Consider the following 12435-nt stretch of genomic DNA (forward strand, 5'->3'; position numbering starts at 1 on the left):
GCCTAGCCGCCGGCGCGGCCTATTCAGGCAGCCTGGCCTTTCGTGCCAACGGGCGCGGCACGCGGTCGCGCGCTCCGACGGTCGATCCTGTCGGCCGTTGGCTTTGCTGGTGATGCAGCACGAGATCGTCTCGGCGACGCGACCGCCCAAGGGGTCCGGCTTCCTGGCGGACGCAGGGTCAGTTCCGCGGCGTGGTCAGGGCGCGAGCAAGCGTCATCGCCGCAATCAGCGCCATGACGAGGATAATGACGCAAGCCGTCCAGCCGAGCCTGTCATACGCCTGGCCGAGAACGAAACTGCCCACCAGACCTCCTGAATAGTACGAAGCAAGGTAAGTCCCGCTGGCTGCCGCCTTGTCGGAGGCGGCCACGCGGCTGACATGACCGGTCGCGATTGCCTGGCCCAGGAACGTGCCGACGGCAATCAGCGTCATGCCTGCCAGCACGACCGGAAGGTTTGGGCTGATCAGCGCAAGGAGCCCGGCGATTGCGATCCCCAACGTAATGCCGATGCCGCGGCCTGGACCGAACCTCCTGGCCACGCGGCCGGCGAGCGGCGTTGTCAGCATCGAGGGCAGGAACACGAAATAGACCAGTCCGAGCGCCATTGGCGACAGGCTGATCGGGGCAGCACTCAACTGGAAGTTCACATAGGTGAAGGTGCCGATGAAGACGAACAGAATAAGGAAGCCGATTGCGAAGCAGTTCCTTAGTTCGTTATTCAGGAATTGAACCCTCCAGGCTTGGCCGGCGGGTTCCCTGCCGGCCTCGGCCTGCATCATGCGCCCGGTCTTCTTGAGTGTCAGCCAGACGAGCAAGGCGCCCGTAATGTTGAGGATCGCGAAGGTCAGGAAGTTGGCAGAGATCCCGAAGCTGTCGGCGACGGCCGCCGAAAGGATGCGGCCGAAGAAGTTGCTGGCGACATTGCCGGTCACGTAAGCGGCAAGCGCGGCGGTCGTCTGGCCGGCAGAATAATGCTCGGCGAGGTAAGCAACCGTCAGCGTGAATGCCGTCGACATGCAGAGGCCCTGCGCGACGCGCAACAAGGCGAATGTCGCTATGTCATCGGTCACCGAAAGCAGCGTGGTCGGGATCGCAAGCAGCACAAGGGTGATCCAGATACCGTTGCGCCGGTCGATATTGCGACCGAACAGCGCGACGGCGACGCCGGCAATCGCCATGCCGAAGGTGCTGGCATTGACCGCGACGCCCATTGTCGCCCGGCTGACGTCGAATTTCACGACCAGCGAGGGCAGAATCGCTTGCGCGGCGAACAGGTCGACCAGCGTCAGGAAGGCGATGAGCGCGATGATGCCGAAGCGCAGGCTGTCTGCCGCAACCATGCGGAATCTGATGGGAAAGGTGCCGTCGGAACTGGTCATTGGAACGCGCCTCCGCGTGGCCCGGCGTTCCCGACGGGACCGGGACATCGAGTGAAGGTGGTGGTCAGGAATGGGACCGCTCATACCAGTGGCACCGGATGCCGACGCGTCCAGTGGGGTGGATGCTGAGCATCCACCCGGCCTCGACCGCCGGCGCCGCTCCGTGCCGCATGGCTATCGCGCCAACGGGCTTGGCCCACGCGGTCGCGCTCCGGCGGTCGATGTCATCGACCGCTGGCATCAGCCCGATCACATCGCGCCGTGGTCATCCGTTGCAGGTGGCAGGATGTCGGCGGAATAGAGCACGGCCGGCACCGGACCGTTGTTCTTCCACCAGTGCGAGAGCTGGCCGAATTCCGCCGTTGCTTCGCCTGCCTTGTGTTCGATCGGCACGCTGCAGCTGTTGCTGTACTCGGTGATCGCGCCCTCGATGACGAGGATGTTAGCGGGACGGACCGTGTGCTCGTGCCACGGCACGACTCCGCCAGGCTGAACAACGAGCTTGCGCAGCCGGAACATATTGCCCTTCCAGGCATCGCCCTTCGACGAGAGGTCGATCGAACTGATAACCTCGTCGGTGACGCCCTCCGGCTGGTTCGGCATCGACTGCGCGGCGTTGGTGGCGACCTGATCGGCCGGGCACTGTCCGGCGTGGCTGGGCGAGGCGTAGAAGGCGGCCGCCGCGGCGAGCAGCCCGAATGCCAGCGGGAGGTTGAGCGGCATGCGGTACGGGATGGCTTTCAAAGACATTTGCGGTTTCTCCTTTGTCCAGCCCGGTGACGTGAATTCATGCGGGCGTGATGTGGAGATTGGCCGGCCGCGACGGCGAAGAGAAATGCCGCGTGATTCTCGATTTGATAGCCCGCGGCTATGGCGCCATCGGTAAACGTGATTCAGCCGGACCGCATGAATTGCAGTCCGACTTCTTTTGCAATCGATGGATTTCCTGATCTATGCCGCCGAGCGACGCATGGAGACCGGCGACGCGCCTTCCGCCCAGCCGTAGGATTTCACCGCGCCGACGAAGGTCGATACCGCAGGCGAGAAGCGGCGGCCCGCGACGGTCACCAGACAAACTTCCCGCGTCACTTCGGGCTCACTGACAGGGCGCACCTGCAGGCCGGGGATGACCGCGCTGTATTCGGGGATGAAACAAATGCCGAGGCCGCCGGCTACCATGTTCTGGATCCAATCTTCACGCTCACTCGAATAGGAAATGCGCAGCCGCACCCCCTGAGTGACACAAATCTCGGACAGGTGGTCCCAATACTCGCAATTGACCCGTTTCAGGTAGATCTCGCCGTCGATAGCGCTGATCGGCACGGCGTCGTGCTTCGCCAGCCTGTGGCCTGCTGGAAACGCCAGGACGAAACGTTCTCGAAACAACGGCGTGACGTCAAAGCGTTCCGGAAACTTCTCGCTCGACGACATGATCGCGACATCGATCTCGCCTTCCTCGAGCAATTGCGAGAGCCGGCTTGGCACGCCTTCGACGAGTTGCAGCTGAATGCCCTTGTGACGCATGTTGAAGTCGGTGAGCAGGCCGGTGAAGCGGCGCGGCCCGATCGTGCACATGATGCCGACCTTGAGATGCGCGTCCTTCAGGCACAGGAAGCGGGAAGCTTCCTGACGCACACCCGTCAGCTCATCGAGAACCTGCTGGAACCGGGGCCGCAGCAGCGCGCCGAGATCTGTGATGTGGGTGAGGTTGCGTTCGCGGCGAAACAAAAGGCCGCCGACCTCGTCTTCGAGTTGCTGGATCGCGCGGCTCAGCGCCGGCTGCGTCACGTTGCACTTCTCCGCTGCCCGCGTGAAGTTGCGGGTCTCACACACGGCAAGGAAATATCGGATGTGATGGATGTCCATGCCCGTCCTCTAACCCGGTCCTATCCCGCTGAGCCAATGCCATCCGGCTATGAATTCGATAGCACACCGGCATTTTATTGTTGAGCGGGCATGACCCAGTGTTCTCCGCAGATCGGCCGCATGTCGCGGCGCGTCAACGGAGACCGCAAATGCTCAACATCAGCAAGCCGGAAGCAAACTTGGCCTCGCGACGTCCGCTTGAAGGCAGGACCGCGATCGTAACCGGCTCGACCAGCGGCATTGGACTCGGGATAGCGCAGGCCCTTGCGCAGAACGGCGCGGCGGTGATGCTGAACGGCTTCGGCGATCCGGCCCAAATCGAAACCCAGCGTGCGGCGATCGCCGATGAAAACGACGTCGACGTCGCCTATGACAACGCCGACATGTCGAGCAGCGATGCGATCCGCATGATGGTCGAACGCGCCGTTGCCCGCTTCGGCCAGGTCGACATCGTCGTCAACAATGCCGGCATTCAGCATGTGGCGCCGATCAGCGAATTTCCGGCCGCCAAATGGGACTCGATCCTGGCAATCAATCTGTCATCCGCGTTCCATCTGATCCAGGCCACGTTCGAGCCGATGAAGAGCCGCGGATACGGTCGCATCATCAATGTTGCATCCGCACACGGCCTGATCGCCTCGCCCTTCAAGGCAGCCTATGTCGCTGCGAAGCACGGCATGGTGGGGTTGACCAAGGTCGTCGCGTTGGAAGGCGCCGAGTATGGAGTGACTTCGAACGCGATCTGCCCGGGCTATGTGTGGACGCCGCTTGTCGAGAAGCAGATCGAGGACCAGGCGAGGTCCCACAACGTCGCCCGCGATGCCGTCATCCGTGACGTGTTCCTGAAGAACCAGCCGACCCGACGCTTTGCGACTGTGGAAGAGATGGGCGCGCTCACCGTCTTCCTGTGCAGCGACTGCGCAGCTTCCATGACCGGCACCGCGCTGCCGGTCGATGGTGGCTGGACCGCACATTGAGCACGCTCGCGGCAAACATCCAGAATGGCGTCCTGAGGAGGCAAGCATGAATACCCATGCCGACGTTGTGAAGTTCGCCCGCAACCGGACCGATTCAGGAACGGCAAGGGCGCCGCGCAGCCCGCGGACGATCAACCTCGCCCTCCAGGGCGGAGGAGCGCATGGCGCCTTTACCTGGGGCGTTATCGACCGGCTGCTGGAAGAGGAGAATCTCACCTTGGAAGGGGTGGTCGCCACCAGCGCCGGCGCCATGAACGCGGCGGTGCTCGCCTACGGGCTTGCCGAAGGCGGACGTCGCGGCGCCCAGAAGGCGCTTGCGAATTTCTGGCGCCGCGTCAGCCACGCAGCGGCCTTCAGTCCTTTGCAGCCGAGCCTTCTCGACCGGATGACCGGTTCGCGTTCACTCGAATATTCGCCAGCGTTCCTGATGCTCGATCTGGTGACGCGGTTGATGTCGCCCTACCAGTTCAACCCGCTGAATTTCAATCCGCTGAAGAGCGTTCTCGAACAGTCGATCGACCTCGAGGCGGTCCGCATGTCGCGCTGCCCGCTGAAGCTGCACATCTGCGCGACCAATGTGCGGACGGGCAAGGTCAAGGTATTCTCAAACGACGAGCTATCGGTCGACGCGATCATGGCATCGGCATGCCTGCCGTTCCTGTTCCAGGCCGTCGAGATCGATGGCGAGGCCTATTGGGATGGCGGCTACATGGGCAATCCGGCGATCTTTCCGCTGATCTACTCCTGCGAGACGCCTGATGTGCTGATCGTGCACATCAACCCGATCGAGCGCGCCGAGCTACCACGCTCCGCGATGGATATCCTCAATCGCATCAACGAGATAAGCTTCAATTCGTCACTTCTCAGGGAAATGCGGGCAATCGCCTTCGTCACCCAGCTGATCGATTCCGAAGCCGGCAAGACGCTCGACCTCAAGCGAGTCTTCGTCCATGGCATCTCGGACGATGAAACGATGAAGAAGCTTGGCGTTTCAAGCAAGCTCAATGCGGATTGGGGCTTGCTAACGGACCTGCGCGACCGCGGCCGCGAGCGCGCCGAGGAATGGCTTGAAGCCAACTACGACCAGATCGGACAACGTTCGACCGTGGATATCCGCGACCGCTATCTCTGAACACGCTCCCCGCGGGCAGAATCCATAATCCTGGATTGCTGCCGAATGCCCTCCGGCGCGCCCTGCCGGAGGGCTTTTTTTGCCGCCGTCGTGCATAGGGCGCGCCTATCGAAACCATGCTGAGAGAGCATTTCAGTCGGCGGCCGCGATCGGGGAGAGTGAATGCGGACAGGCGGAGACGCCGGTCCGACCCAAACCAGGACCCCAAACCCAAGCCAAGACCCAGGAGACGGAAAATCATGATCGCCACCAAATCGCTCATCGGCTCGGCCCTCGCTGCGGCTACCACGCTCGCCGCAGCCGTAGCCTTCGCCGGACCGGCGAGCCAGCCGGAGTACTCGTTCGAGAAGTGTTACGGCGTCGTCAAGGCCGGCCAGAACGACTGCCAGACGGCTACGCATTCCTGCGCCGGGACCTCGACCGCCGACAATCAGTCCGACGCGTGGATCTACGTGCCCGCCGGCACCTGCGCAAAGCTTGCCAGCGGCAGCACCGAGCCCAAGGCCTGATCCGACCCCTCACTCCAACCATGGAGACGACCGATGCCCGACTCGCTTCCGACCCTTCCGATCCCACAAGCAGCGGGCATCGGTCTTCGCTCGGCGCATATCGCCGAAATGCTCTCGCGCCGCCCATCGGCCGGCTGGCTGGAGGTTCATGCCGAGAACTACATGGGCGATTCAGCCGTAGTCACTGCGCTCGAAACGCTTCGCCGGATCTACCCGCTTTCGGTCCATGGCGTCGGCTTGTCGCTCGGCAGCGCCTCCGGCCTGGACCTCGAGCATCTGGAGCGCCTGCGCAGGGTCTGCGTGCGCTTCGAGCCGGACCTCGTGTCCGAACATCTCGCCTGGAGCGTGGCCGATGGCGCCTATCTGAACGATCTCCTGCCGCTCCGTTACGACAAGGCGGCGCTTGCGATCGTCTCGCGCAATGTCGAGCAGGTGCAGGACAAGCTGAAGCGCCGGATCCTGATCGAGAACCTTTCCGCCTATATCGAGTTCAGCGGGTCGACGATGACCGAAGCCGAGTTCCTGGCCGAACTCGTCAAACGCACCGGCTGCGGTCTGCTGCTCGACGTCAACAACGTCTACGTTTCCGCACATAACCTTGGTTTCGACGCCGCCGAATTCATCAATGTGCTGCCGGCCGAGGCGATCGGCGAAGTCCATCTCGCCGGCCACGCCACAAACGACGTTGGCGATGACACCGTACTGATCGACGACCATGGCTCGCGCGTCCCCCCAGCTGTCTGGTCGCTTTACGCCGGCGCGATCGAGAAATTCGGCCCGCGCCCGACGCTCATCGAATGGGATACCGATGTGCCGGCTCTCGACGTGCTGCTCGGCGAGGCCATGTGGGCAGACATGCTCGCCGCCATGATCGCCTTCCGCAAGCGGCGGGAGGCCTTCGCACCTGGCGGGCAAACGGGGACATCCATCCAGGGGAAAGTCCTTCCGTTCGAACGCGAAGCCCCGCGGGGCCGGATGCCGGTGCTTGCCGCTTTCGACGCGATCAAACCTGCACGCCCGGCTGGAGACCACCACGCATGGACAAAGCGCCATGTTGCCGCTTGAACACCTTCAGAAAACCGTCGCGCGGGCTGTCCTCGGCAAGCCGCAGCTCAGCTTCTCGTCCCTGGTTTCGGCGGGCCGCGCCAGTCCATTGAGACGCTTGGGTATCTATGAAAACAATACGCGCACGTCGCTGACGGCGACGCTGATGGCGGTGTTCCCCGTCACCGTGCGCATGATCGACGAGCGCTTCTTCCGCTATGCCGCAAGCGAGTTCATTCGCCGGAGTCCGCCTTCCGAGCCGAGGCTCGTCCGCTTCGGTTCCGGCTTCCCGAATTTTCTCAGGACCTTCAAGGGACTGGCCGAAATGCCCTTCGTCGCGGAAACGGCGCGGCTCGAATGGGCGATCGCGGAAGCGCTCGACGCGGCATCGCTGCCGCCTTTGAGCCTGGCGGCTCTCGACGGTTCGGGCTCAATCCCGGAACTGACCCTGCAGCCGTCCTTGCGTCTCGTCATCTCGCATTGGCCGGTGCTGTCGATCTGGTCCGCGCACCAGGACGGTGGCAATCCGATCGAGGCTGGATGCTGGCAGCGCGGCATCGAGCGCATCGCGCTCTGGAGGCATGGCGACAATGTGCGCTTCGCTGCCCTGAGTCCCGCCCAGCTCGCCTTCCGCCATTCGCTGAAGACCGGTCTTGGCCTGGAGAAGGCGGTATCCCGAGCCCTCCGACACGACCCGATGTTCGATCTCCTCGGCACCCTTGTGGGCCTGTTCGGCGAGGGGCTGGTGACCGAAGTGCGCATGACGCACGCCTGTTAGCAACCAACGGAGAGTTCCATGACGATGTCGCAGGAAATGTCGATGCCCCGAGAGGGCGGCCTTATCGGACGCTACCGCAGTCTGTTGAGGATGGCCGACCGCTTGCCGCTCTCGCTCGTTCAACTGGCCGGCCGCATCGCGGTGGCTCACGTCTTCTGGCAGTCGGCGCAGACCAAAATCGCTTCCTGGCCGGTGACGCTGCAGCTTTTCGCCTTGGAGTACAATCTGCCGCTGATCGATCCGGCGATCGCGGCCCCGCTTGCGACGCTTGCTGAAATCACCGGTGCCGTGCTGCTTTTCCTCGGGTTGTTCTCGCGTGTCGGCGCACTGATGCTGCTGGGTGTCGTCGCGGTGATCCAGATCTTCGTCTTCCCGGGACATTGGGCCGAACATCTGATGTGGAGCTCGGTGTTGCTGCTCGTTCTGGCCCGAGGCGCGGGCGCTCTGTCCCTGGACCACCTGGCCGCAAGCTATTTCCATCGCGGAGCATGACGATGCTGCGGCAATCCATCGAAGCGGCGGCGATAACCGTGACGGAACGCGAAGGTCAGCAAGAGAAAGCAGGCACGCCTGCGGTTCGCCGGCCACAGGTCGTCATACTCGGTGCCGGGTTTGGCGGCCTCAATGCGGCGATCGGATTGCGCAATGCGCCGGTCGACGTGACCGTCGTCGACCGGCGCAACCACCATCTGTTCCAGCCGCTGCTCTATCAGGTGGCGACAGCCGCCCTGTCGCCGGCGCAGATCGCCACGCCGATCCGGCGCATCCTCGCCGGTCAGAAGAACGCCACTGTCCTTATGGAAAAGGTGGAAGGCATCGACACCACCACGCGGACCGTGCTGACCACCAGCAGGCGCATGCCCTACGACTATCTGGTCGTCGCCACAGGAGCGCGGCACGCCTATTTCGGTCACGACGCGTGGGAAGAGGCCGCGCCCGGTCTCAAGACCATTGCCGACGCAACCGAAATTCGCGGCCGTATCCTGACCGCTTTCGAAAGGGCGGAAGCGACCGAGGATGCGGCACTGCGTCAAAAACTCCTGACCTTCGTGGTAGTGGGCGGTGGGCCGACCGGCGTGGAACTTGCCGGCGCCATCGTCGAACTGGCACACAACGCGATCGTTCGAGACTTTCGCAACATCGATTCCTCGACCGCAAGGGTAGTGCTCGTCGAGGCCGACAAGCGGCTGCTCACTGCATTTCCAGAGACGCTCTCGGATTCCGCGAGGCGCCAGCTCGAAAAGCTTGGCGTCGAGGTCAGGCTCGGGGCTGCCGTTACCGAATGCGACGACAACGGCGTCACGCTGGCCGACGGGCGGCATATCGCTTCCGTCTGCATCCTGTGGGCGGCCGGCGTCATGGCCTCGCGCGCCGCGAAATGGCTGGGCGTCCCGTCCGATCGCGCCGGTCGCGTCATTGTCGACGAACGCCTTCACGTGCCTGGTCGCGAAGGCGTCTATGTCATCGGCGACACGGCCGCAGTGAAGGGCAGGGACGGTCGTCCGGTCCCGGGTGTTGCCCCTGCCGCGAAACAGATGGGGCGCTATGTGGCCAGCCTGATCGAGGCTCGTCTGTCGGGAGAGGCGGTCGCACCTTTCCGCTACGCCGACTACGGCAATCTGGCCACCATCGGCCGTAGGGCCGCGGTCGCGGATCTCGGTCGCATCAAGCTCGGCGGTTTGCCTGCATGGCTGCTGTGGAGCCTCGCGCATCTGTGGTTTCTGGTCGGCTTCCGCAACCGCATCGTCGTCTTCCTCGACTGGGCCTGGGCCTATGCAACATTTGACCGCAGCGCACGCCTCATCACCGGACGCCGCGAGCGTTAGGCCCCGCCTGCCGCGCATCGCGCTTGGCCGGGCGATGACCGCACTCCTTCTCGTCGCGGTCATGTCGACGGCGGCATCCGTGCATCTCATCTGGCAGCGCACGGCCACCCGCAATGTCGAGAAGATCGTTGCCAGTCTCGATGCTCAGAGCGCCGATTCCGTCCGCGCCGAATTGGCATCGACGCTGGCGCTCGTGGCCGGCACGGCAGAGATCATCCGGTCGATCCTGTTCCAGGGAGCGATCAAGGCCGATGACGAAGTGAAACGGGAGTTCCTCTTCCTGTCGCTGTTGCGTGAACAGCCGGCGATCGGCTGGATCGGCTTCGGCTTTCCGGACGGACAGTTCTTCGGCTCCCACGCCGCACCCGGCGACAGGATCGAGATGGTCGAAATCGGCGTAGGGCAGCCGGGCAAGCCGCGCCCGCTGCGCCGCGACATCTATCGGCCCATTCCCGGCGACGTGATGTTCGAGGAGCGCATCCATGGCGAGAGCGCTTACGTTGCGCTCGGCGCGCCCTGGTATCGGCAGGCCATGAAGTCGTCGCAAGCTGTCTGGAGCATGATCGATATCTTGCCCAACGGCTTTGAGCCATCGGTGGTCGTCTCGAAGCGGGTCGAGCTCTATGGCAAGTACCAGGGCGTCGTCATGGTGGCGGTGAGCTTTGCCGATCTATCCGCGATGCTGAGCGGTCTGCGGCCGTCGGGCCATGGCAAGACGTTCGTGCTGGGCAGCGGCGACAAGGTAATTGCCGCCTCGGATGCGTCCAGTGACCCCATGCCGGCGCATCTCCGTGACTTTCCAAAGGGCGATGCCCTTGCGACCGCAGTAGGCGCCGCGATTTCGATGGCAAAAGGGAACGAATTCCGCACCCTGGTCGACAGCGGCGATGTCGGTCCGGTCTATGTCTCGTCCTTCGCGCTGCCCTTCGAACGATGGCGGCTTCTCACCGCGATACCGCGCTCCGCATTCGCCGAAGAGATCGACCGCAACACGCGCCGGGTGGTGCTCGTGGTCGCCGGGCTGGTCGTGCTTGCAGCGATAACGGCCGTTCTCTTTTCAAACCTGCTTTTTGCCAGGCCAGTCCGCCAGCTTGCGCTTCAGCTCCGCCACATCGAACGGTTCTCGCTCGACCAGGTGCGTCACGATCCGACCTTCCTCGCAGAACTCAATGATTTCTCGGAGGCGCTGAAGCGCATGGCAGGTGGACTGTCGGCCTTCGCGAAATATATGCCGCTTGATGTCGTCCGGCCTCTTGTCGCGGCCGGCCTCGAACCGGCGCCCGGCGGCAAGTTCGTGGAAGTGACGGTGATGTTTGCCGATCTGCCGGGCTTCACCGAACTCACCGAGCGGCTCGGGCCGGCCGTCCAGCCGCATCTGACCAATTTCCTGACGCTTGCCGTGGAGGCTATCCACTCGGAGGGCGGCACGGTCGACAAGTTCATCGGCGACGCCGTGATGGCGATCTGGAACGCACCGACAGCCGTGCCCGATCACGCGAACCGGGCATGCCGCGCGGCCGCTGCGATCCGGGCGGCCATGCATGCTCTCCCCCCCGTTTCGCCGGACCGCTCCGACATACGGGTGCGGATCGGTATCAACACCGGTACCGCGCTGGTCGGCAATATCGGATCGGCAGAGCGACTGAGCTATACGGCGATCGGCGACACGGTCAATCTCGCAAGCCGGCTGGTCGGCGTCGCCAAGGAACACGGTGTCGAGATCGTCCTCAGCGACATGACCCTTACGCGGACCGGCGGAGGGATCCTCGCGCAGCCGCTCGGCATAACGAATGTTCGGGGCAAGGCAGTCCCGGTCCAGATACACACGCTCGCGACCTGAACAACCACGCGGCCACGGAGGATGATCATGCAAATGACGACTGTGACGCTCGCAATGCTTCTTTGCTTCCAGCTCAAGCATTTCGTCGCCGACTATCTGCTCCAGCCGGGCTGGATCCGGCGAGGCAAGGGCGACATGCGCTGCTTCGGCGGCTACGCTCACGCGGGCCTGCATGCTTTCGGCTCGCTGCCGGCCTTCCTCATCGCGGGGCTCGAACCCGCCGCGATCCTCCTGCTCTGTGCCGCGGAATTCACGGTCCACTACGCGACCGACTATACCAAGGACGGGCTGTCGGGGCGCAGCGGCGCCGGGTCCGATTCGGCTGCATATTGGGCGCTGCATGGGGCAGACCAGTGCTTGCACCAGCTCACCTATGTCGGCCTGGTCTTTGTTGCGCTCGCCTCGAAGAACGGGATCTGAGAGGTACCGCCAGGTGACATGCCTCCGACATCGGATACCAGGAAATCCGCTGCGTTCCGGAGATCGGCTCAGCCTGCGCGACGCTTGCGGCCGTAGAGCTCGAGCCTGTGATGGACGATGTCGTAACCGAGCGCTTTTGCGATCTCGTCCTGGAGCTGCTCGATCCTGTCCGATTTGAACTCGATCACGTCGCCGGTCTCGATATCGATCAGATGGTCGTGATGATCGCCGCCGGCCTGCTCGAAGCGAGAGGGGCCGCCTTCGAAGGCGTGGCGATGGATGGCACCCATGCCCTCCAGCAGCTTCATCGTGCGGTAGACCGTCGAGAGCGAGATGCTGCTGTCGAGGGCCGCCGCACGCTGGAAAATCTCGAGCGCATCGGGGTGGCCGTCGGACTCGGTCAGGATGCCGAGGATGATGCGGCGGGGGCGCGTGATGCGTACGCCGGCGCGCCGCAGTTCCTTCTCGTAGTCGGGCTTGCGAGTCACTGTCGTCATGGCTGGATTATGCGCCAGATGACAACCAGTTGCAAAGAATGCCCTCCCCATGACGACCATTTCCACGCATTTTGCCGGACTTTGTTGCAAACGATTTGCAATTGCATTGACAGGCCGCAACGCAGCCTCTATCTCTTGGCGGCAACGGCGCGATCCGCGCCGGCC

Annotated in this window: 13 protein-coding genes; 9 read left to right on the forward strand and 4 right to left on the reverse strand. The window is 63.5% G+C overall.

Annotated features, from left to right (window positions below):
* Window positions 1-178 precede the first annotated feature (178 nt).
* The 3 genes from JN302_RS03250 to JN302_RS03260 all read right to left on the reverse strand — a co-directional run bounded on the left by JN302_RS03250 (window position 179) and on the right by JN302_RS03260 (window position 3247).
* A complete protein-coding gene (locus JN302_RS03250) occupies window positions 179-1381 on the reverse strand; it encodes an MFS transporter (protein ID WP_202331714.1) in 1203 nt (400 codons plus the stop codon).
* 249 nt (window positions 1382-1630) lie between these two features.
* Window positions 1631-2131 (reverse strand): cupin domain-containing protein, encoded by a 501-nt coding sequence (locus JN302_RS03255; RefSeq protein WP_202310066.1) that lies wholly within the window; start codon window positions 2129-2131, stop codon window positions 1631-1633.
* A gap of 201 nt (window positions 2132-2332) precedes the next feature.
* Entirely contained in the window at window positions 2333-3247 is a 915-nt protein-coding gene (locus tag JN302_RS03260) for a LysR family transcriptional regulator (RefSeq protein ID WP_202310067.1), read from the reverse strand.
* Between the two features lie 149 nt (window positions 3248-3396).
* Between JN302_RS03260 and JN302_RS03265 the strand changes: the two genes are divergently transcribed.
* The 9 genes from JN302_RS03265 (at window position 3397) to JN302_RS03305 (ending at window position 11773) form a co-directional block, all read left to right on the forward strand.
* Complete coding sequence (locus JN302_RS03265) at window positions 3397-4224, forward strand: 3-hydroxybutyrate dehydrogenase (RefSeq protein ID WP_202310068.1); 828 nt, start codon at window positions 3397-3399, stop codon at window positions 4222-4224.
* 46 nt (window positions 4225-4270) lie between these two features.
* Window positions 4271-5356, forward strand: coding sequence for a patatin-like phospholipase family protein (locus JN302_RS03270; protein ID WP_202310069.1), 1086 nt, complete (start codon window positions 4271-4273; stop codon window positions 5354-5356).
* Between the two features lie 239 nt (window positions 5357-5595).
* Window positions 5596-5865, forward strand: a complete 270-nt coding sequence (locus JN302_RS03275; protein WP_202331716.1) for a BufA1 family periplasmic bufferin-type metallophore — start codon at window positions 5596-5598, stop codon at window positions 5863-5865.
* A gap of 33 nt (window positions 5866-5898) precedes the next feature.
* A complete protein-coding gene (gene bufB / locus JN302_RS03280; RefSeq protein ID WP_202331718.1) occupies window positions 5899-6930 on the forward strand; it encodes an MNIO family bufferin maturase in 1032 nt (343 codons plus the stop codon).
* Window positions 6917-7687 carry an HvfC/BufC N-terminal domain-containing protein gene (locus JN302_RS03285; protein WP_202331719.1) on the forward strand — a complete coding sequence of 257 codons (771 nt, stop codon included), beginning with the start codon at window positions 6917-6919 and terminating at the stop codon, window positions 7685-7687. The genes bufB and JN302_RS03285 overlap by 14 nt, the downstream gene beginning before the upstream one ends.
* Window positions 7688-7705: 18 nt before the next feature.
* A complete protein-coding gene (locus JN302_RS03290) occupies window positions 7706-8179 on the forward strand; it encodes a DoxX family protein (RefSeq protein WP_202331720.1) in 474 nt (157 codons plus the stop codon).
* Window positions 8180-8181: 2 nt separating this feature from the next.
* Entirely contained in the window at window positions 8182-9513 is a 1332-nt protein-coding gene (locus JN302_RS03295; RefSeq protein ID WP_202331721.1) for an NAD(P)/FAD-dependent oxidoreductase, read from the forward strand.
* 34 nt (window positions 9514-9547) lie between these two features.
* Window positions 9548-11353 carry an adenylate/guanylate cyclase domain-containing protein gene (locus JN302_RS03300; RefSeq protein WP_202331723.1) on the forward strand — a complete coding sequence of 602 codons (1806 nt, stop codon included), beginning with the start codon at window positions 9548-9550 and terminating at the stop codon, window positions 11351-11353.
* Window positions 11354-11380: 27 nt separating this feature from the next.
* A complete protein-coding gene (locus JN302_RS03305; RefSeq protein ID WP_202331725.1) occupies window positions 11381-11773 on the forward strand; it encodes a DUF3307 domain-containing protein in 393 nt (130 codons plus the stop codon).
* A gap of 68 nt (window positions 11774-11841) precedes the next feature.
* Here JN302_RS03305 and JN302_RS03310 read toward each other — a convergent pair whose 3' ends face one another.
* Window positions 11842-12270: a Fur family transcriptional regulator gene (locus JN302_RS03310; RefSeq protein ID WP_202331727.1), complete on the reverse strand. Its 429-nt coding sequence runs from the start codon at window positions 12268-12270 to the stop codon at window positions 11842-11844.
* Window positions 12271-12435 lie beyond the last annotated feature (165 nt).

It is taken from the genome of Mesorhizobium sp. L-8-3, assembly GCF_016756615.1.
In the GTDB taxonomy this organism is placed as follows: domain Bacteria; phylum Pseudomonadota; class Alphaproteobacteria; order Rhizobiales; family Rhizobiaceae.